The organism is Microbulbifer regidiadema (SeqCode) (assembly GCF_052466995.1).
The window spans coordinates 187,758-208,514 of record NZ_CP174297.1 but is presented as its reverse complement, the minus strand read 5'-3'; the positions used below and the strand labels follow the sequence as shown (position 1 = coordinate 208,514).

Annotated in this window: 17 protein-coding genes; 13 read left to right on the top strand and 4 right to left on the bottom strand. The window is 46.1% G+C overall.

What is annotated here, in order from left to right; all coding sequences use genetic code 11:
- Window positions 1-2 precede the first annotated feature (2 nt).
- The 4 genes from ACJJIK_RS00890 (at window position 3) to ACJJIK_RS00875 (ending at window position 6,028) form a co-directional block, all read left to right on the top strand.
- Window positions 3-1,082 (top strand): ATP-binding protein, encoded by a 1,080-nt coding sequence (locus ACJJIK_RS00890; RefSeq protein WP_444943902.1) that lies wholly within the window; start codon window positions 3-5, stop codon window positions 1,080-1,082.
- Between the two features lie 10 nt (window positions 1,083-1,092).
- Window positions 1,093-3,396 (top strand): DUF5682 family protein, encoded by a 2,304-nt coding sequence (locus ACJJIK_RS00885; protein ID WP_444943901.1) that lies wholly within the window; start codon window positions 1,093-1,095, stop codon window positions 3,394-3,396.
- Window positions 3,384-4,607 (top strand): VWA domain-containing protein, encoded by a 1,224-nt coding sequence (locus ACJJIK_RS00880; protein WP_444943900.1) that lies wholly within the window; start codon window positions 3,384-3,386, stop codon window positions 4,605-4,607. Before ACJJIK_RS00885 ends, ACJJIK_RS00880 begins: the two co-directional genes overlap by 13 nt.
- Window positions 4,608-5,110: 503 nt before the next feature.
- Entirely contained in the window at window positions 5,111-6,028 is a 918-nt protein-coding gene (locus tag ACJJIK_RS00875; RefSeq protein WP_444943899.1) for a hypothetical protein, read from the top strand.
- 128 nt (window positions 6,029-6,156) lie between these two features.
- On the opposite strand, the gene ACJJIK_RS00870 is transcribed toward ACJJIK_RS00875, so the two are convergent.
- Window positions 6,157-7,323, bottom strand: a complete 1,167-nt coding sequence (locus ACJJIK_RS00870; RefSeq protein WP_444943898.1) for a DNA cytosine methyltransferase — start codon at window positions 7,321-7,323, stop codon at window positions 6,157-6,159.
- Between the two features lie 588 nt (window positions 7,324-7,911).
- On the opposite strand from ACJJIK_RS00870, the gene ACJJIK_RS00865 reads away from it, so the two are divergent.
- Window positions 7,912-8,889: a trypsin-like serine peptidase gene (locus ACJJIK_RS00865; RefSeq protein ID WP_444943897.1), complete on the top strand. Its 978-nt coding sequence runs from the start codon at window positions 7,912-7,914 to the stop codon at window positions 8,887-8,889.
- 11 nt (window positions 8,890-8,900) lie between these two features.
- On the top strand, window positions 8,901-9,212 hold the full coding sequence (locus tag ACJJIK_RS00860) for a hypothetical protein (protein ID WP_444931643.1): 312 nt from the start codon (window positions 8,901-8,903) through the stop codon (window positions 9,210-9,212).
- A gap of 990 nt (window positions 9,213-10,202) precedes the next feature.
- Here the strand turns inward: ACJJIK_RS00860 and ACJJIK_RS00855 are convergent.
- Together ACJJIK_RS00855 and ACJJIK_RS00850 are read right to left on the bottom strand one after the other, a co-directional pair.
- Complete coding sequence (locus tag ACJJIK_RS00855; RefSeq protein WP_444931644.1) at window positions 10,203-10,697, bottom strand: hypothetical protein; 495 nt, start codon at window positions 10,695-10,697, stop codon at window positions 10,203-10,205.
- 34 nt (window positions 10,698-10,731) lie between these two features.
- A complete protein-coding gene (locus ACJJIK_RS00850) occupies window positions 10,732-10,908 on the bottom strand; it encodes a hypothetical protein (protein ID WP_444943896.1) in 177 nt (58 codons plus the stop codon).
- A gap of 663 nt (window positions 10,909-11,571) precedes the next feature.
- On the opposite strand from ACJJIK_RS00850, the gene ACJJIK_RS00845 reads away from it, so the two are divergent.
- The 5 genes from ACJJIK_RS00845 to ACJJIK_RS00825 all read left to right on the top strand — a co-directional run bounded on the left by ACJJIK_RS00845 (window position 11,572) and on the right by ACJJIK_RS00825 (window position 16,575).
- Window positions 11,572-12,243, top strand: coding sequence for a hypothetical protein (locus ACJJIK_RS00845; RefSeq protein ID WP_444931646.1), 672 nt, complete (start codon window positions 11,572-11,574; stop codon window positions 12,241-12,243).
- Between the two features lie 687 nt (window positions 12,244-12,930).
- Window positions 12,931-13,518 (top strand): hypothetical protein, encoded by a 588-nt coding sequence (locus ACJJIK_RS00840; RefSeq protein ID WP_444943895.1) that lies wholly within the window; start codon window positions 12,931-12,933, stop codon window positions 13,516-13,518.
- Window positions 13,519-14,567: 1,049 nt separating this feature from the next.
- Window positions 14,568-15,128 (top strand): TIGR02594 family protein, encoded by a 561-nt coding sequence (locus tag ACJJIK_RS00835; protein ID WP_444943894.1) that lies wholly within the window; start codon window positions 14,568-14,570, stop codon window positions 15,126-15,128.
- Window positions 15,129-15,132: 4 nt separating this feature from the next.
- Window positions 15,133-15,582, top strand: a complete 450-nt coding sequence (locus ACJJIK_RS00830) for a hypothetical protein (RefSeq protein ID WP_444931649.1) — start codon at window positions 15,133-15,135, stop codon at window positions 15,580-15,582.
- Between the two features lie 414 nt (window positions 15,583-15,996).
- Window positions 15,997-16,575, top strand: a complete 579-nt coding sequence (locus ACJJIK_RS00825; RefSeq protein WP_444931650.1) for a transposase — start codon at window positions 15,997-15,999, stop codon at window positions 16,573-16,575.
- A 460-nt stretch (window positions 16,576-17,035) separates the two neighbouring features.
- On the opposite strand, the gene ACJJIK_RS00820 is transcribed toward ACJJIK_RS00825, so the two are convergent.
- Entirely contained in the window at window positions 17,036-17,632 is a 597-nt protein-coding gene (locus ACJJIK_RS00820) for a hypothetical protein (protein WP_444943893.1), read from the bottom strand.
- Window positions 17,633-18,829: 1,197 nt separating this feature from the next.
- Here ACJJIK_RS00820 and ACJJIK_RS00815 point away from each other — a divergent pair.
- Together ACJJIK_RS00815 and ACJJIK_RS00810 are read left to right on the top strand one after the other, a co-directional pair.
- Window positions 18,830-19,663 carry a transposase gene (locus ACJJIK_RS00815; RefSeq protein ID WP_444943892.1) on the top strand — a complete coding sequence of 278 codons (834 nt, stop codon included), beginning with the start codon at window positions 18,830-18,832 and terminating at the stop codon, window positions 19,661-19,663.
- A gap of 112 nt (window positions 19,664-19,775) precedes the next feature.
- Window positions 19,776-20,663 (top strand): replication endonuclease, encoded by an 888-nt coding sequence (locus tag ACJJIK_RS00810; protein WP_444943891.1) that lies wholly within the window; start codon window positions 19,776-19,778, stop codon window positions 20,661-20,663.
- Window positions 20,664-20,757 lie beyond the last annotated feature (94 nt).

Here is a 20,757-nt window from a genome sequence, read left to right as displayed (position 1 = left end):
CCATGAGTGACGTACTTCGTCAACCCGCTGAAATTACCTACCAGTCAGAACTGGATGCCCTGAAAGCCGAAGACGCGGGTAAAAAGCCAGAGAACTGGAGCCTATCGCCCCAGGCCGTGGTGAAATACCTGATGGGAGGCACAACAGCCGATGGTGTGGAGATCAGTGCAAAATATATCGGCAACCGCCGCCTGATTGAAACGGCCGTTGCCACCCTCGCCACCGATCGCGCACTGCTGTTACTCGGCGTGCCGGGCACGGCAAAATCCTGGGTATCCGAACACCTGTCTGCGGCTATCTGCGGCAATAGCACCCGGGTTATCCAGTGTACAGCGGGCACCGACGAGAACCAGATTCGCTATGGCTGGAACTACGCACAGTTACTGGCAAATGGCCCCAGCAAAGAGGCTTTGGTACCAACTCCCCTGTTCCGCGCTATGGAGCAGGGCACCTTGTGTCGCCTGGAAGAGCTGACCCGTATGGGTTCTGATGTTCAGGACACTTTAATTACCGTCCTCTCAGAGAAGATGTTACCGATCCCCGAGCTAAACGATGCAGTTTATGCCCAGCGCGGCTTTAATGTTATTGCTACTGCCAATAATCGCGATAAGGGGGTAAATGAACTCTCCTCCGCACTGAAGCGCCGCTTCAATGTCGTGGTGCTGCCACTGCCCGATGATATGAAAGAAGAAGTGAGCATTATTTCTCGCCGCGTAGCAGAGATGGGTGAAAATCTGGAATTGCCGGTACCCGCCAATGCCAGCGAGGAGATCGAGAAAATAGTAACCATTTTCCGCGAGTTGCGCAGCGGTGAAACACTCGATGGAAAAATCACCCTGAAAACCCCTTCCGGCAACCTGTCTACCGCCGAGGCGATCGCCGTAATGGTGGGCGGTTTGAGCCAGGCCAACTGGTTTGGCAATGGCAAATTCAGTGCAGAAGAACTCTCCAGCAATTTGGTGGGGGCCATTGTCAAGGACCCCGTACAGGATAAAGCGGTACTGGAAGAGTATTTGGAAACGGTGCTGAAAAAGCGCCGCGACTTTGCCGGTTACTACCACACCATGAACGAAGTACTGTAAGGGATATCCCGTGTCCAAGGTGGATTGTCATTATTTTGGTATTCGGCACCACGGGCCAGGTTCGGCGCGGCGGCTTGTCGCCGCGCTGGATCAGCTGAAACCAGAAAAAGTATTGATCGAAGGCCCGGCTGATTGCAGCGAACTACTGCCCCTGCTAGCCAGTGCACAAATGCACCCCCCGGTAGCACTACTGGGCTATGCCGCAGAGTCACCCGCCTCCAGTCTCTACTACCCGTTCGTAGAGTACTCCCCGGAGTACCAGGCCTGCCTATGGGCCGTACAACAGGGAGTAGAAGTTAAATTTATTGATCTACCCCTCAATATCCAGCTGGCACAACTGCTGCACCCTGAACCCCAGGACGCAGAGGGAGAGCCGAGCGAAGCCGAAGCAGCCCCCCCAGCGACCGCAAACCCGCCGGAACCGAGCACCGACACTTCCGACCCTATCGGTCTGTTAGCCAGGCTGGCGGGCTACAAAGATGGTGAGGCCTGGTGGAATGATCTGATCGAGCAGAACCGCGACGACAGCGCGGAAATATTTGCCAGAGTAGAGTCAGCCATGACTATGCTGCGCCGGGAGATGAGCGAAACAACTCCCCTGTCGCCAAGGGACCTCGTGCGTGAAGCCTATATGCGCCTGGAAATCGCCAAAGAAAAGAAAGGGGTGGAAGGTGAGATTGCCGTCGTCTGCGGGGCCTGGCATGTCCCGGCATTTCGCCAAAAGCACACCGCCAAAGATGATCGCGCACTGATTAAACAGCTGCCGGCAAAACTGCCCAAAAGCAAAGTGAAAACCACCTGGATACCCTGGACATCCCCCAGATTGGCGATGGCTTCCGGTTATGGTGCCGGGGTTGCCGCACCCATGTGGTATCAGCACCTTTGGCGCGAGGGCAGCGGCGAACAGTGGCTGGAGCTTTGGTTTGGCCACCTGGTAAGAGCACTGCGCCACAGCGGGCAGGTGGTTTCCACCGCTTCTGTTATTGAGGCAGTGCGCCTGAGCCACAGTTTAGCGGCGGTAAGAAATCGCCCCGCTCCCGGATTTGAAGAAATTATTGAGGCCGCCATAGCCTGTCTGTGTTTTGGTGAGCGCCTTATCTGGCAGCAAATAGAAAGAGAGTTGTTGCTGGGCCAGGAGGTCGGGGCCATTCCCGAAGACGCGCCGCTGGTGCCGCTGCTGGAGGATCTACAGCGCTGGCAGAAAAAGACCAAGCTGAAGCCCACCGCCCTGGATAAAGAAGTTTCCCTGGATTTACGCAGTGAAATCGGCCTGAATAAATCTACCTTACTGCACCGCCTCGCCGTGCTTGAAGTGCCCTGGGGCAAACCCTCCCATACCGGTAAAAGCCGCGGCACTTTCCGGGAAAACTGGATACTCAGCTGGCAGCCGGAATACGCAGTAAAACTGGTGGAAAACCTAGTTTACGGCTCCACCATTGAGCAGGCGGCCAACAATAAATTAATCGAGGCGATTGCCGCTGAAGACAATTTGGGCAAGTTGGCCGAAGTGGTTTTACTGTCCCTTGAATCTCAGTTACACCGGGCTTCTGAAGCGGGCCTCAAGCAATTGGCCGCGCGGGCAGCCCTGGCCAGTGATGGTATCGAACTTCTCGACAGCCTACCGGCCCTGATTCAAGTGCAGCGTTACGGCACCGCGCGAGAATTAGCCCTGGAGCAAGTCGCCGGCCTGGTAGAGCGCCTAACCATGCAATCCGCCCTGGCCCTCCCCTACGCCTGCCGCAATCTCAACGACGAAGAGTCCCTGCGACTGCGCAATAGCATCCACAGCGCTCACCAGGCACTGCAACTGGCAGAGCTGAGTGACGAAGTGATGGCGGACTGGTGGCAGGCTTTTGAGCAGCTGGTCGATAGCCCGCTGTCGAGCTTGCAGGTCAGCGGCCTGTGTACACGCCTGCTCTATCAGGCTGAGCGCATTGATGGACACAGGTTGCAGCAATTGCTGGAAAAAGCTCTATCCCCAGCCGTGCCCGCCGCTGACGCAGCGCGATTCTTCGAAGGTTTTTTTGCCGAGGCGGTTGAGCGCCTACTCTACGACCCAGTATTGATGGCAGCGGTACAGCGTTGGTTACTGCACCTGGATGAAGAGGCATTCACCCAATATTTGCCCCTGTTCCGCCGCGTATTCTCCAGCCTCGATGCCATGGAGCGCCGGCGTATGATGGAACTGGTGCTGGGCGCCCGTTCCAACCACTCGGTCCCCAAGACCATCAACCCCGACGTATTACCGCAGTGGTCAGAGCACCTATTGCGCATTGGCAAATTAATTCATAAGGACAAGACATGGGCGCAGTAAACGAAGTGTCTGACGAGCAGCAACCCGATGAGGTAGGCAGCGACAACAGCGCAGAAAAAGAACGCCGCTGGCGCCTGGTGCTGGGGGCTGATGAAGACGACTCCGGGCTGTCAGAGCGCGATACGCGCCTATCCCAGGCTCTGAGCGCACTCTATGGCAGCGGAGACAGCGAAACCGGCAAGAAGGGCCGCGGCGGATTATCGCGCTCTTCACCACAGGTATCCCGCTGGCTGGGCGATATCCGCGAGTTCTTTCCAACGCCAGTAGTACAGGTTGTCCAACGGGACGCATTTGAACGCCTCGGCCTCAAGCAAATGCTGATGGAGCCCGAGTTCCTTTCGGCCATTGAAGCGGATGTTCACCTGGTTGCAGACTTGGTCAGCCTGCGCTCCGTGATGCCGGAAAAAACCATTGAAACGGCTCGCCAAGTTATCAAAAAAGTGGTCGATGAACTGATGGAGCGTTTGGAACGCAAGACCACAGAGGCGGTTAGAGGGGCAGTGAATAAATCAAAACGCAGTTTCAGACCGCGTTTTGCCGATATCGACTGGCACAGAACTATTCAGCAAAACCTCAGGCACTACCAGCACGACTACCGCACCGTGGTGCCGGAGAAGCTAATTGGCTTTATGCGGCAGAGCCGCCGCCTCGCCGATTTGGATGAAGTCATTCTGTGTGTCGACCAATCCGGCTCCATGGCCACCTCCGTGGTATACAGCTCTATCTTTGCCGCTGTCATGGCTTCAATACCGGCAGTGAAAACCAAGTTGATCTGCTTTGACACTGCAATTGTCGACCTTACCGAGGACCTGGAAGACCCAGTCAGCGTCCTATTTGGCGTGCAGCTGGGGGGCGGTACCGATATCAACCAGGCAGTGGCTTATTGTGAGGACAAAATTGAACGTCCAGGCAAAACCCACTTAATCCTGATTACCGACCTGTATGAAGGGGGAAATGCCGAAGAATTAAAAGCACGGGTTGCCAACCTGGTTCGCCAGGATGTGAATGTAATTACATTACTCGCACTCAGTGATGATGGGCGCCCATCCTATGACCAGTCATTGGCAGAGGAATTTGCTGCAATAGGCTCACCGGTTTTTGCCTGCACTCCAGACCAATTCCCGGACCTGATGGCAACAGCACTGCGCCGTGAGGATGTGCTCAGTTGGGCAGCCGACCAGGATATTAAGGCGGTTCGCCCAAAGAAATAGATCCTTCTCCTCTGATGAATGGGGGTAAGTGCAGGTACTTACTCCCTCTCACTTACACCCATATCGGAGTATTCCAACAAAAACTCAACCTCAAGCGCACCTTAAAAAGGCCTTTAAAGATTCACTCAACCCAGCAAAATTGATGTAGCGGCTTGTCCCGAGCTAAAAGCGCAGAGTGTGCAAATTATGCCATTGTCAAGCTTTTCTTAATTTCACACCGCCAAATAGCAAGAATATAGCTATTGCGTACTTTTAAACTAGCAACACATTTATCTCAACTTCAGCATTTGACGCGCAACAACACAAAAATCCTTATTTAAAATCCCCGTCTAACCTCAGAGCACTCAATGATTGAGTTGTTTCTGTTTAGCTATATACAATAAGTCCACTTTACGAAAGCATTTATACCTAAACTGAAGGTTGATTCGGCAAACCTATTGCCTGCCCGCCTATACAATAAAAATAAAAGCTCTCAAGCTAATTTTCACTCAAGGATTACAGAAATGTTTAACTTATCCAGAAAAGAAATGGTTTTAGGTGTCGCAATACCCATCACTGCCGCTATCATTGCTGCCATTATAGGATTAATGGGCAATCAAGAACGGGATAAGAAGCCAGCCAAACTAACTTTAGAAAAGATTTTCATTGCTAATAACAGCACACCCGAGAACTTGTTTGGCCAATGGGAAATAACCAATATAGCAGCCGAAGACCTAGGTGGAGAGTATCACCGTGAACTGGTGGAAAGTGACTGGGGTGAAATGGAGATAAAAGACTCTGGCATCCACATATTAAACCCAGAACTGTTCAAAGCGGAGTTCCTCAAATCTAACCACAGCTATATTCACTGGGAGTTCAAGTCTGGAACAATTGCAGACGAAATAGAATTCACCGGTTACAGAGACGATATTAGTGAAGCAACAAAATCCTATCTAAAGCAAAGCTCATTTTACCAAACCTACCAAAGGCAAGTAAAAGGTACTGAATACTTCAACTGGAGACTTTTACTCACCGAGTATTTGAACTCAAAAATCGATACAAAACCCACCCTCAGGATAACCATTAGAAACACCGGGGAGCAACCCGCCACCGCTTACGGGATTACCTCTAAAAATATATTTATGAGCGGTGGGGAAGCCGGCGCCGGTGGCTCAAGGTTAGAGGTTGCCAACTTAGAGACAGATATCCCATTGTACTGGGACAGAGATGCCCGGTTAGATTTCACTCAACCAATAGTGATAGACCCTGCGGAAACCGCAATGCTACAAGTCAACCCTATAGTGGAGGATGCAGCAAGGGGAGATGGTGATGGAACTCTGACCTATCAACTTTCGCTACAATATTTCAATGGCGAAGAGAACACAGAGAAAAGCATCGGGATTTTTGCACAGAGTGATGGACAAGGCTTCGAGGAATATTGATCACACTGAGAACACCACACCATCAGATTTCGACAGCCCGCAGCAGGCACAATGGTTAACCTGCATGCCGACTGCAAAACTCAGTGATCAGCGCCGAATCGCACCTAAAAGCCTACCTTTCAGCCAGATCACGAGCTGCTGGCCCGCCGTAGCGCATCAAAAACACTCTCCCCCACCATACGAGCCAACTGTACCGGCACTGCATTACCCAACTGTCGCATCGCCTCACTCCATACGCCGGTTATCTCGTATTCATCAGGAAAGGTTTGTATTCGGGCACTTTCCCTTACTGTGAAATAGCGCACCGCCCCATTCTCAAATCGAATCATATTTTCCCCACCAGGAACACCATGGACTCCGGCTTTCAGAGTCTTCGAAGGAGCATCGATATAGCTGCCAGTGTGCCCCGGATATACCCAAGCCCCTTCCTTGAATACATGATTTAAATATTTACCCCTTCCCTCCTTTAAATACGGCTTGGGCAAATCGTATATAGCGTCTCGTACCGTGTGCCAAGGCTTGGCACTAGGAGGTGACTCTCCATATCTCTTTATCAGGCTGACCCTCTTACGCTGCTCGCGATCAGATAACAGCGGCGGACTGACCTTATGACGATTCCAATAATCTAAGGAAACCATTTGATCCCACAGCAACCGATCCTGGGTATGTGTTACCTCAGGAAATGACCACTCAACTCCGAGATCCTTTCTAAACCCAACAATTACAACCCGCTCCCTTTTTTGTGGCACACCAAAGTCTGCTGAATTTAGCAGACGAAAGGCAACATTGTACTCGGAAGAGGATTTGTGACCTTCCGTATGTAACCTTTCCAGCCTTGCAAGATGGCATTGCCAGCTCTCCACTGACTCTCTCACAATATTTGGATACTGCAGCTGTAACAAAATATACTCAAAATACTCAGAAAAAGACTTTCTCAATAAACCTTTTACATTTTCTAAAATAAATGCTTTTGGTCTAAGCTCTCGAATTGCACGCACCGCTTCGGGAAACATATCTCTATCATCATTGTAAGCTGAATGCTTTCCCCCTAGCGAAAATGGCTGGCATGGTGGACCGCCAGAAACCAGATCAACAGCATCGTATACGCTGTAATCACAGGTGCGAATATCAGCCTCAACAACTTCACACTCAGCTCCCATAAGTCGATTACCAATCAACGTGGCACAGGCACCGCTATTGCGTTCAAACGCAGCCAGAGTATTAAATCCTGCTTGATGTAAACCAACCCCCAAACCTCCAGCACCCGCAAAAAGCTCTATTGACCTCAGTGACATACCGCTCACTCTTAAACCTAAAACCTGTAAGAAATATCCCGCAACAACCCTTTAGACCCAACAACCTATGGGTATAAAGCTCGGCAATGATAAATGAAAAATCCGACAAGATGTCGGTTTTTTTGAGGTTAGCTAAATAATCAGAAAGTTACTATGAGACATCCGGAACTGTTAAACTATAAGTACCTCCCCGGCAAAGCCAGAGATCCTCTCTTTTGGGCTAGAGCTCCTCACATAAGCTTAATATGAAATCACTCATGGCAGCACTCCCTAACCTGCAAAGAATACTCCAGACAATAACCCACCACAGAACCAATCGAAATAAAACCTTTAATTACTTAAATGACATCCTAGAAAAAATAAGAATTTATAGATCCCTCCAACACTTTAATAAATAAAGCCAATAAATTCGATTAGCTTATGAGAACTTTCTCCCCTAGAAAAATGGCGTTAGTTAGCCTCCAACTTATAATTAGCAAGTTGTAAACATGTACAGAAGTACTATATTGTGCACCCACACAAAATTAAGTGTGGAATATAAAATGATCGCACCGCTACTAAACACCCATTAACTTAAATGGACTAGATATGAACAAGGCTCATATTTTTCTTTCACTGGTAGTGTTCTCAGGAGTGTCACATGCAGATACCCTTTACAATTTTGTTGAGACAGATCAAACCGCAAGCTTTATAAGCGGGCATAATGTTGCCAAGCAACCAGAAGTCGATGAGACTGCTGTAAAGAAGCAATATACATTAATGGAGCGCACTTCATCTTTAAGCGCCATTGCAGTCACTCCAGACGGCAAGCAATATGTAGCAGGAATAGATAAAACAGCACTTGCTCTACTAGAGCAAGCAATAGAAACTATTGAGTCACACGGCTTAGATTCAAGAATTTTTTCATCCAAAGGGCAGTTGCCCACTATAATTCCCAGTGAGCAACTACTAACACCCTCAGTTGTAATAGGCACTGACGATAGAGTTCAAATCACTAATACGGTGCAAAATCCCCACTGGTATAATGGCCGTATTGATGTGGGGTGTACCGGTACGTTAATTTCAGAAAAGCATGTATTAACCGCTGGACATTGCGTTTCTGATGGTTCCGGAAACTGGTATAGCTCCCTTGATTTTACAGTGGCTCAATCTGGCAGCTATGAACCCTGGGGAAGTGAAAACTGGTCAACCGCCGTAACCACTACAGCCTGGCATAATAATGCAGATACCAATTATGACTACGCGCTTATTGTATTAGCGGAAGCACCTCATAATGGACATTCCGGGTGGGGCGTCTATTCAGATGGTACTCATAGTGTTACTGGATACCCAGGAGATAAACCATCTGGCACCATGTGGACAGACTCAGGCAGCACAACTTCCAGCACCTATAGAGTGTGTTATACATTAGATACAGCTGGCGGCCAAAGTGGTAGCGGGATTAAAGACACTGCTGGCTATGTTCGTGGAATCCATACAACAGGGTCACCCTCACAGAATTGTGGAACACGTATGACCAGTACACTGTTTACTACTTTACAAGATTGGATTGAGAGTTACCCATAAAGTAAAACGCCTTGTTCAAACTTGGAAAAGGCGCCCTTTGGCGCCTTTTTAAAAACATGAAAAAAATTATTCCTTTAATCTTTTTTCTAAGTGCATGCGGTATAACGGCCAATGATGAATCCGAATGGCATCGGGTAATGGTAAGGGGCAGCCTAAAGACACCTGACCCCGTTTTACGCGAAGTACAACGCCTGGAAAAATTAGGGCAGGTAAGAGATGTCGTTATTTTAGAGTCCTATCCATTACAGATATGGTTTAGCTCTGATTTGGAGACTGTCGAAAAACTGAAGGCTCTATCAAAGCAAAATAGCTCCACACAATAACTATATCCTGGATTTCCTAGCGCTAACTGATAAGTGGCAAAGGCAGCCACTCTTGACGACGCCCTCACCTCTTTATGTCTCCTAAACCAGCCGCCCATCAACTCACAATAACACTTCCCTTCAATACTTGAACAAAAATTCCAGGTAGAACCGGTAATGATTTTTACCATGAAACTGGATCTACCAATCTCGTATATGAACCACCTATAGCACTTACCCACACATAGAATTCACATTCTTACCTTGTACGGCTGGGCTCCATTAACTCTTACCATCAGAGAGTGCACTCCAGCATCAACTAATTAATCGGCAAGGCCAGCCTGAACCCACCTGAAATCAATGGCCTTCCTATCAGTATAAACTTGGCACTTAAATGTTAGTTTAAAATCTGTTCTTGTCACAACAGCGACAGACTACTTTCAGTCCTATTGCACAGGGATTTTAGGTCTACAATTATCAAACCCTAAAAATAAAAAAAACCGGCTTGGGGGCCGGCTCAAGAAAGGATGACCGCTGCATGGAAACCAAAGCAGCAGTGAATATATTAACCTCAAGCACCAACACTGTCAATACATACACCTGTACATCTATACAGCTCATGTCGATTTGTGCGCCACTTCATGGTCCAACATACCTGCATAAGGCTGGCTTTGGAACTTTTAGCTAGGAGCGTGTGTATTCCCTCTCCATAAAATGTTACGCAGTTCTGAGGTAAAGGAAGTCAAGGTTTTTAAGCTCAGCAATTATATTAGGCACATTAAAATCTAATACTAGAGACTCAGCCTTTTCAGACTTATTTGACCTCTTCCAGAACAGTCGTACCACACCTAAAGAGCTATTACGCTTATAGGTGGTAAGTATCTAACTACGCTAAGGTGCTGTCCTTTCAGCTGCATCCTATTGATGTTAATGAACTGGGACAGCGAGATTTAACTTTTAGAAAATAAGACCACATCACCGATAACACACCTACTATTTTCAGACGGCCGACTACCTCCTCCAAACAACAAAGTAGTTATTTTCCACACTCCCCATTGCCATAAGCATTACCCCATGATCAAATTTAGGCAGCGCCTGTAACTTCTCAACCAATTCAGGTAAACCTAGTGCATCATTAGATACTGCAATTCTTTTGTTTTTTTCAGAATCCATTATTATCCAATAAAGATCATCATTGAATGGACCCATATCGCCAGTTGTAATAGCAATTTCACTAATCTCCAACCATTTGATTCCCTCTTTCTGGCGGTCAGGAATAATTTTTCTTATCTCTTCAGAGTCAAACTCTATATACCCCTGACGCAGCTCAGCCCTTCTTTTATGGAAATCTTCCAAGATGGGAGAAAACAGGAATACAATAAATAAAAATAAAGCTACCAACCCACACCAAAAAGCCTCAGGCCTATCAACCATAAAGAACAGGATAGAGGCCGCCAAACAAAAAAGACCATACAGGGCATTCTTTAAACTATAAGAATATTTCATCTTTAGTCCCTAAAACTAATGAACCTAAAAACAATCAAACTTCAGGCTTGCCTTTAATTTTATTCAAAATAATTTGATATAAGACAAGATCATTAGCTATTTCAATAGCATCATTAGACTCTGGATCTAAAATATTTTGACGCTCGCATAAAAGCTCAATGGTTTTCTTTACAGAGTATCGAATAAGCCTTAATTCCTGTGTTCCAAACATTATTTCTCCGTTTGACTACAATATTTACCAATGTAAACAGCTATATTTCCAGCCTACCACTCAATTTTCTTCATCTATCACCAACCTTCAATATAAATGGTACACACTTACCCACTAAGGGGGTTGGTAGGTCCAAGTAATTTAACCCTACCTTAGAGTAAGAGTTGGCTTCAAACTTTATGTTACCAATAAAGCTTCCTAGCTGTTTGCCAACTTGTACTTATCTTGGAAAGAAATACAGACCTCTATTATGCAAATAAATTTGACAATCAGTGGTAAAAGTTTGGCCCCCTATCTACTAAAAGCTTTCAGTACGTAATTACCACCTCCTTTAAAACTAGCATCCCAGCTCATGACCACAATCTTTTGCCTGTTTTTTGAGCTTTGGGTATCCAAGATTGTGGTTATACCCTTAGCAACATCAGAGCCCATACATATGGACCGAAAACCAGTGAAGTATCGAAGGAAACTCTAAGTGCAGGGCCTCAGATGGTCAATTTTTCAGCAGCTTGAACTCTAAAAATGACCAAATTCTAAAAATTTATGCCCAAATTTTAAAGTCAGCCAGTCTATACATCGATATATTTTCCAAGTTAGGGTTAGGAATGCATCAGTAAGAGTCTACTCCTGCCCCCTAGTTATACTGTCCCAAAGGAGGTCATTATGCCATTTAGTAAACCATGGAGAATATACTGCTCTGGAGACTTTTTTTATGGGTTTTCGGGAAGCAGAGCGAGGTTAATTCAACAATTAACTCAAAAAAAAATGAGAGATCTTGCTGATAAAGGCACGATCGCATGGCTTGATCAACTACTAACCGGAACCGCCGTAGACAAATGTCATTTCTTAAACGAAGACTTTAGTAATTTCTGTCGTAGTAAAGAGAAGTACAAGTGTGTTGTGCAAGACAATGTCAATCTAGAGCCACCACGAACAAATGATCAAACAACGGATAACAAAATATGGAGGCGGAAAAGTAAAGCCGGGATTGAGTTCTTAGTAAAACACAATCATTTCATTCATTTTGCAATAGACTATGATATCGATTGGAATGCTGTTATTTCCAAACCAGGGATTCCAGCAGAAGAAGCTAAATTCCCCTTTAAAAGAGAGCCAGTCTATCAGTTCAAAGCTGATGAGCTTAAGTATCGCGTTATTACATATGCAGAAATAAGATTTATCTTTCGAAATAGAAATGATAAAGATTTCATGAAACGAATACAGTTTTGGTATCAAGACAGCAGCGCCAATAATAGTGCATTCAGTCCCGAAGCACCTCCATGGGAAAGATACCCTGAAATATGGAAAAACTATAAACCAAAAAGTGAATCCTAATTGATCGGAAACTATTGAAAATCACCACTTAACCTATCCACTTAAATGCCATGCATTTAATCACATGAGTGCATGGCCCGTTACCACTGAAAATATCACGCCCATTTATAGTGCGGAGAACCGCGCCAATTCTGTGGGTATTTAGCTCTTATTTACTGCAAGCAGACTCAAGTAATTTAGAAAATCTCTTAGACAATTTTTGAGTACCTAGTCAAAATTTCGAAAGAGTCTGAGTTTAGCTCCATTCAACAACAGATTCATGCATCTACTAACTGTAGACGACCTGAAAATCTATTTCCTATGGTCCGCAGTGAGGGGGAATTGATGGGAGCATCCCTCGATTTTCGAGCGACTGGAGAGATAGGCAAAGCATTAAGCATACAGAGCAAGGACTGCTGATGCTTCTTTCTGGTACAACCTACTAGTTTCCACCGAGTTTATCAAAACGACTCCTTCTGGGTTTTCATCCAAACTGACAGCCCCTCAAGTAGAACTTTTGTACCACTTTATAGTACTTAACCCTAAATCAAAAAATAATTGGGAACCAGATGTCAAAAATAATTCTACCGCTTCTCTAGGTTCTATGGATATCTAGAACTCACCCAGTCTAAGGGTGTTTTCAAAAATTTATTCTGTGGGAAGCTTGGTGTTATACTTTTGGTATTGTGATAATAACAAGGTATACAAATGTCAAAATACATTTACCTCCCCATAAATAGTGAAGAAATGCTAGAGTTTGCAGAGAATATGGCGAGCGCTTGGGATATCCCTAAGAATCATATCCTTGCCAACAAGGTAACATCCGGTATTGGTAAATCCATGTACCGCTGGATAGATAAGTGTCTCAACAGTCTCAAATCTGGTGATACTCTTTATATTGTTGCTCATGGCACCGGCGGTGGCGACGGTAAGCAGATTGGTGCACAACGCAATAGCGGTAAGAATAAACAAGCAAAAGTTTTTGATAGAGGGGTAGAGTCGTGGCAGGGCGGAGTGTGGAAAACTTATACTCCAACGCAGCTGGCTGATACCCTGGTTAAAGAGGGGTTGCCTGCTAACTTTGTTGACCTACATCTCTGTGCTTGTGGGTCAGGCTATGATGGTGAGAAATTGAGGCCCTGGGCCCAGCGTTTACGCGAGGCAATGGCCACTTCTCATAAAAGCCTAGAGGTTACTGGGTATCTTGGCTGGTTTGATGCTACTGGTAGCTCTGTTAAGATTAAGGTTAACACCCAGTATTATGATTTGAATGAGCGTGCGGTCACCTTTTCTTAATAGTTATCGACTGGCTAAAGGATGGGATGGTGTAAACATTTGCAAGGGTATTCAAAACTCTGTGTCAGCCAAGCCGCTGTAGGCTGATGTATTTCAGCCAGGTAATCTGAAGGGTGGATCGCCAGCTGTGATAGTGCCGGATTCCAATTTTGAATCGGGCACATCCAGCTACCCTTCAGCTGTTCGAGATTTTTATATTATTTTCTAGATTTTCACTCAAACTTACACCCCTCAAGTGGAACCTTCGTTCTATTTTGTAGTGCTTAACCCAAGGGTTTCCTGAATTACTAACATTAGCTACCCTCTACCAATCCTGCTCTACTCCTAATGCTTCACGCTCCTTACTCCTAAAATTACTTCTCCGGGGCGCTAGCCCCGGCCATCATGGTTAATGCTTTCACTATAGATTGTAGGCGATAACTTCACCTATACGACTTTCGAAGCCACCCCAGAAATCTCCATCGCCTCAATTTCTTGATCGAGTTAAAACTTCAGACACAATGACTGATGGATATTTGATAGTCCTCAAATAAGACCCACCCCGCTTCCTAAAAATTAGCTTCTACCATACTTCACTTGGTAGTTTTACCATCTTAGTGAGGCATCCGGAAGTATTAGACCACTACATAATTTCTGTAAGCACAAATCCCTACCTAAGCACACTGTCTCAGAGCCCCCCTGAAAACTTACACGATGGTACCATTTGTTGGGTAGAGGGCTTTCACCTCCAATCTTTTGCCAATTTAGCTCGGCGCACTGAGTGTCCAGGATTGCCGCACTACGGTATGGGACTATTCGTTTTTTTACCTTCCAGGTATCGGCATTGACATGCTTCGACTACTTAAGTAAAGATGGGTGGCATATCCATGCTTCTATGCGCAATTTACTAATCTGTCAACAAAACAGAACTGTAATTTCTTTAGAGTTATCAGGCTGCTTATCCTCTTGAATTACATAGGATGCTGATTTTCAAGAGTAACTTTTTGTGTTCACAGTTCTTCCCAGCTCTTATGGAAATTTTCTCCATTATATAGATAAAGGATTATACTATGTTCAAACAAACTTCCTCACACCCACAATGTGAAGACGCCCCTAAAACAGATATACTTAATTTTTGTTTTACTCCTTGGATGAAAACCGCATACAAGGAGCGGGGTCAGAGTGAGGTGGCAGGTGTTAAGGCAAACCCAAGGATACTCCAATATTTCTCGGCATCTGAGTTCTGGGGAACTGATGATTCTGGTGGTAAAAATGCTTGGTGTGGTTCTTTCGTAGCCTGGGTAATGAAGCAGCATGGTTACACTCCTGTAAAAGCGGCATTCAGAGCCAAATCATGGAAAGCATTTGGCAAATCGATAAACGCACCAATACAAGGGGCAATTGCAATAAAAAGTAGAAATGGGGGTGGGCACGTTGGATTTGTTATGGGGAAAGATCCAGCTGGAAAACATCTATTCATTTTGGGCGGGAATCAAAATAATGAAGTAAACATTACTAAATACTCTGCCAAGGTTTGGGAGGCATTTGTTGTGCCTTTAAATTTTGACTTATCTAACAGCCGATTACCGATATACAACTTAACAGCGGCAGTAGTAACCTCAGAGGCATAAGGATATGAAGCTAATAACTGCTGTTAAATACATCCTTTTATTTTTACTTTTTTTGGCCAATCAAGCATGCTCTGACCATCCTAATGCCCAGCAAGAATTTTTATCAGAATCAATACTAAATACGCCGTTTACTGCTGTTATTCAACACACACGGGTTATCAAGCTGTCCTCGTATCCTGGTGTGGGTGATACTTACCAGTTAAGCGCTGACGTACTTGAGGCCATAAAAGGGGTTCATCAAAACCAGATAACCTATAGGCTTATTGTAGAGGTGGGTGAAGATGTCATTCTGGATGCTAAGCCAGTAATAATTAGCCTCTGTCAAGATAATGGGGGGTACTATTGGCCTGGAGTGGGAGCTGAATTTCCTGCGAGCAAAAAATTAATTAAGATTGCTCATAAAGTAGCAAAAGAAAATTCTCAGGCAGTTCTAGATCAAAATCATTGTGGTTAAACTGAATATAAGAGGGCCTGTACTCAACTCTGAAGTGCGTCAGTTAATCATCTGGAGAAGAACGGTCAGCTGAAGGTAACATCTGCCACTTCTTCTCCGCCAAGAGATTAAGTGGTGACAAAACATTACCGACAGCTGACCAAAGAGCAACGAAGTTATTTCAGGACACCCAGTAAAGGGGAAACTTGAGACGCCACGCCCATTGACACAATACAGGGGATACAACAAAAATACTGGATATTAAAACAGTAAAACCCCTATCTCATGACCCAACCTCGGCGTTCGCAAATATCCCTCGATGCAACTCCTTACTATCACTGTGTCTCCCGTTGTGTGCGCAGAGCTTTTCTTTGTGGGAAAGATATCCAATCCGGGAGAGATTATGAGCATCGGCGTCAGTGGATTGAGGGCAGAATGCAAAAGCTGGTCGGAATCTATGCGCTTGATATTGCAGCCTATGCTGTGAGGAGCAACCACTACCATATTGTGCTCTATATCGACACAGAAGCCCCCAAAACTTGGTCCGATACCGAGGTCATTACTCGCTGGCAAGAACTTTTTAGAACTTCCGCGCTAGCTCAACGCTACCTTCAAGGGGACCCTCTTGATTCTGGCGAAATGGAAAAGCTTTATGAGCTTGTCGCCCTTTGGCGAGCGCGCTTGCAGGATATCAGCTGGTTTATGCGCTGCCTTAACGAATCTATTGCTCGTCAGGCAAACAACGAAGACAGCTGCACCGGGCGTTTCTGGGAGGGGCGGTTTAAATCCCAGACCCTGCTGGATGAAAAGGCACTGGCAGTCTGTATGGCCTATGTGGACCTCAACCCTATTCGAGCCAAAATAACGAAAACTCCAGAAGAGTCCAATTACACATCCATTGCGCAGCGCATTCGAGCAGCCATGTCTGGAGAGCAGCCTAAAAATCTTCTGCCTCTTGTAGGCCCAGAGCAGAAAGGTATGCCCAAAGGCCTCCCCTTTCAGCTAGATCACTAGCTGGAGTTGGTCGGCTGGAGCGGACGACATCTGGACCCGAGAAAACGCGGCGCTATTGCTGCCAATAGCCCACCTATATTGCAAAGGCTGGGCATTTCACCGAAACACTGGCTCCACTTGAATCGCAACTTTGAAAGCCGCTTCAAGCGTCTACTCGGCGCAGCTGAAAAAGTCAGAGAAGTCTGTGCCCAGCAACATAAACGCTGGGTGCATGGCCTGCACGACTGTGAAATCTATCTCTCTAGCAGCACCTAAAGCAATTACAAACCGCTAATAATCGAGCTAACCATACCGCTATCGCCTCGCATGATCAAATTATGATCAGTCGGGGAGATGTACGCCTAAACCTAATCTGATACCTACCTCTTGACTACTAGCAAGCCCAGAAAAGATGAAATGCACGACTTCAAAGCTATTCTTTCAATTTATGGGCGTCTTGGATTCATCTCCTGGATTCTAGCTACTTCGACCAAGAGTGCTCTACCGTTGGAGTGTATGTCATCATAGAATATTCGTGCTCACTTGGGTTGCGGAAGATACCATGCTTCCAATGGTGTGCGGTTGCAAAACATGATCTTCGAGTTTCTGGACGAGCCATCTTGGCGTGCCAAAGATCAATTACAAAACAGTCTTCACCCCATGTACGGCGATCATGATCATGCGATGGATTGACTCTATCCACTACAACGAAATGGTGATGAACTCCGGGATTTTTAAACAGCTCAAACCTCCCATGAAATTCTATAACGGAATCTATGACAAACAGCACATAGCTCGCCAATGTGTCGCATGCCACATTAATACTATTCGGCTTAGCTCCATCTCGTTTCTCATACAGACTCCTCCCCATCTCTAACCAAGCATTTTGAGTGAGGTGCCCTCCTTGTCTTAATTCTCTGTTATTCGCTAGCGCAGCAGCAACGTGAGCTACTGATGCCTGCGTACTCGCACCCTCATATCTTTCCCCTCCATAAACTGAACGATTTGCAATGATAATTTTATCCATAAGTGGAGAAAGGTGTGATTTTATTATGCGAATTTTTTGATCTTTAGACATTGTCAGAAACCTTACTGGTGACTTGTAGTTTGTGTAAATTTAGTTTCTCTATATTATTTTATCTAAGGCAAAATAGCCTATACCTTCATTAAAAACAATCGTGCAACACTCATCTCAACCACACCCATGCAAGGATTTTTTATTACAAGCGCAGAAAATAATCCAGAATAAATTTCGAATCACTGACACCTATTATATTCCTACATGTGCTTCTTTACAGTTGCAACCTGTAACAGTTAAATCTTTCACCCACCCAACTCCGAGCCCTCCAATATCTCCACCCCCAATCCACTCAAAAACATACAAAACCAACAACCCATCAACTATAACCGAAAAAATAAAAAACTGACATATAGCAGAAACCTTATATATCGGCACTCCACAATCTTATATCACTTCGGGAATCCTTTAATTGTAAACGAACCGCCCAACTTCACCTGGAAACAGGAGAAACCATTGCTAACCTTTGCTTTAAGGTACACAATTAAACACTCTCAATAAAAAATCTACGGACAGCTAGTGCCCTGTAACGAACTAAGCGCAGGGATAAAAAACCTATAAAAACAGCTGTTTGTACATTGTAAACATGTTCCAGGCCCATGTTTTAAGGTTTTTCTATAATGGCAATCTATTTGTTACACCACACTAGCCTAGCCCTTTCTCGCCCCACAGTTAGCAGTACACCAGCCATAATTTCTCCCCTTAAGCTTTACAATAATACACCCAACAAATTATCTCAAGCTGAATACTTCTTTATTTCGGGAACATGATTTTTATCCTTAAAATCACTCACTTTTATAATCCAGCTTTATTGAAGGTATTTTAAGATTATCTATTATTAACCCGGCGATTCTATAGTTCTATATAATGCCCAAATGAATATTGTTGATGCAAGAAAATTACCCGCTTCCGCTCAGGAAGAAAAACGCTAACAAAGTTATTTCTGGACACCCAGCAAAGGGGAAGCTTGAGGCGCCACACCCATTGACACAATACAGGGAATACAATAAAAATACTGGATATTAAAACAGTAAGACCCCCCACCTCATGACCCAGCCTCGGCGTTCGCAGATATCCCTCGATGCAACTCCTTACTATCACTATGTCTCCCGTTGTGTGCGCAGAGCTTTTCTTTGTGGGAAAGATATCCAATCCGGGAGAGATTATGAGCATCGGCGTCAGTGGATTGAGGGCAGAATGCAAAAGCTGGTCGGCATCTATGCGCTTGATATTGCAGCCTATGCTGTGATGAGTAATCACACCCATATTGTGCTCTATATCGACACCCACACAGTGAACTCTTGGTCCACTATTGAAGTTATTGAGCGCTGGCAGCAACTCTTTAAAGGTTCTGTACTGAGCCAACGATATCTTCGCGGTGAGACCCTGGATGCCGCCGAGCTGCAAAAACTTCAGAAAGTGACAACTCTTTGGCGTGAGCGCCTGGCCGATATCAGTTGGTTTATGCGCTGCCTGAACGAGTCCATCGCCCGCCAGGCCAATGCCGAGGACAACTGTACCGGTCGTTTCTGGGAAGGGCGTTTCAAGTCTCAGGCTTTATTGGATGAAAGAGCCCTCGCCGCCTGCCTGGCTTATGTAGACCTCAACCCTATCCGTGCCGGCATTGCCAAAACTCCAGAGGACTCCGATTACACTTCAATCCAGCAACGCATCCACGCCGCAATCTCAGGTGAGCAACCCAAAAATCTATTGCCGCTGGTGGGTGGGGAACACCGGGATATGCCCAAAGGCTTGCCTTTTCAGCTGGATCATTATTTAGAGCTGGTAGACTGGAGCGGACGACATCTGGACCCGAGAAAACGCGGCGCTATTGCTGCCAATACCCCACCTATATTGCAAAGGCTGGGCATTTCACCCAAACACTGGCTCTACCTGAATCGCAACTTTGAAAGCCGCTTCAAGCGTCTGGTCGGCACAGCTGAAAAAGTCAGAGAAGTCTGTACCCAGCAACATAAACGTTGGGTGCATGGCCTACACGACTGTGAAATCTATCTCTCTAGCAGCACCTAAAGCAATTACAAACCGCTAATAATCGAGCTAACCATACCGCTACCGCCTCGAATGATCAAATTATGATCAATCTGGGAGGGTGTGTGACTAAACCTAATCTGATACCCACCTCTTGACTGCTAGCAAGCCCAGAAAATATGAAATACACGACTTCAAAGCTACTCTTTCAATTTATGGGTGTCCTGGATTCTTCGAAGTCCAGGCGTACTTCAACCAACAGTGGGCCAAGATCCGGGCGAAACTGAAGCGAAGCCAGATCCAACCCTATGGTTTCCGCGTGGTTGAACCGCATCACGACGGTTGCCCGCACTGGCACATGCTCTTGTTCATCGCTCCCGAGCAGGTCAAGGAGGCCCTCAGTATCTTCCGCCACTATGCATTGGAGATTGATGGCAACGAACCCGGCGCTCAGAAGCGACGCTTCACCGTCAAGTACATAGACCCGAACAAAGGTACTGCCGCTGGCTACATCGCTAAATACATAGCGAAGAACATCGACGGAGAGCACGTCGGCGAAGACCTATATGGACATGACACGATTCAGAGCGCCATCCGCATCCGAGCCTGGGCCTCTACCTGGAAGATCCGTCAGTTCCAGCAGATCGGTGGCCCCAGCGTTACCGCGTGGCGAGAGTCCCGCAGGCTTGCCCATAGTGAGCATGCAAAAGCCGCTTTGGATTCTATTGATTGCGAGCTTTTGAAATGTCTTATAGAGGCTGCCGATAAGGGAGACTGGGAGACATTTACCGAGCTTTCAGGTGGCCCAACTCCAGAACGAGCCAGCCTGCCGTTGCGGGCTTTGCACGTAGTCAAAGAAGGTCTAAACAAATACGGCCAAGAAGCTCAAAAATTGATCGGCCTTCTGTTCCAGGCGAAATCCAGAGTCATTACTCGCTTTCACGAGTGGACAGTTCGGCCTGTTGCTGAATTCGAAACTCGCGGAGCGGAAGCGGAAGCGATAGGAGGGGCGAATGCCCCTCCCTTGGAGTACTGTCAATAACTGTACGATCAGTTTTGAGAAGGCCGGAAATATCCTCCTGCTCTAAAAACTAAAATAAGCACGCTCTAAATAGAGAGCAAACTAAATCAAATCT

Excerpts from the sequence above, each read along its gene's own strand:
- ACJJIK_RS00890 (WP_444943902.1), top strand. The coding sequence starts at position 3 with ATGAGTGACGTACTTCGTCAACCCGCTGAAATTACCTACCAGTCAGAA.
- ACJJIK_RS00880 (WP_444943900.1), top strand. The coding sequence starts at position 3,384 with ATGGGCGCAGTAAACGAAGTGTCTGACGAGCAGCAACCCGATGAGGTA.
- ACJJIK_RS00875 (WP_444943899.1), top strand. The coding sequence starts at position 5,111 with ATGTTTAACTTATCCAGAAAAGAAATGGTTTTAGGTGTCGCAATACCC.
- ACJJIK_RS00870 (WP_444943898.1), bottom strand. The coding sequence starts at position 7,323 with ATGTCACTGAGGTCAATAGAGCTTTTTGCGGGTGCTGGAGGTTTGGGG.
- ACJJIK_RS00865 (WP_444943897.1), top strand. The coding sequence starts at position 7,912 with ATGAACAAGGCTCATATTTTTCTTTCACTGGTAGTGTTCTCAGGAGTG.
- ACJJIK_RS00855 (WP_444931644.1), bottom strand. The coding sequence starts at position 10,697 with ATGAAATATTCTTATAGTTTAAAGAATGCCCTGTATGGTCTTTTTTGT.
- ACJJIK_RS00850 (WP_444943896.1), bottom strand. The coding sequence starts at position 10,908 with ATGTTTGGAACACAGGAATTAAGGCTTATTCGATACTCTGTAAAGAAA.
- ACJJIK_RS00845 (WP_444931646.1), top strand. The coding sequence starts at position 11,572 with ATGCCATTTAGTAAACCATGGAGAATATACTGCTCTGGAGACTTTTTT.
- ACJJIK_RS00840 (WP_444943895.1), top strand. The coding sequence starts at position 12,931 with ATGTCAAAATACATTTACCTCCCCATAAATAGTGAAGAAATGCTAGAG.
- ACJJIK_RS00835 (WP_444943894.1), top strand. The coding sequence starts at position 14,568 with ATGTTCAAACAAACTTCCTCACACCCACAATGTGAAGACGCCCCTAAA.
- ACJJIK_RS00830 (WP_444931649.1), top strand. The coding sequence starts at position 15,133 with ATGAAGCTAATAACTGCTGTTAAATACATCCTTTTATTTTTACTTTTT.
- ACJJIK_RS00825 (WP_444931650.1), top strand. The coding sequence starts at position 15,997 with ATGCAAAAGCTGGTCGGAATCTATGCGCTTGATATTGCAGCCTATGCT.
- ACJJIK_RS00820 (WP_444943893.1), bottom strand. The coding sequence starts at position 17,632 with ATGTCTAAAGATCAAAAAATTCGCATAATAAAATCACACCTTTCTCCA.
- ACJJIK_RS00815 (WP_444943892.1), top strand. The coding sequence starts at position 18,830 with ATGCAAAAGCTGGTCGGCATCTATGCGCTTGATATTGCAGCCTATGCT.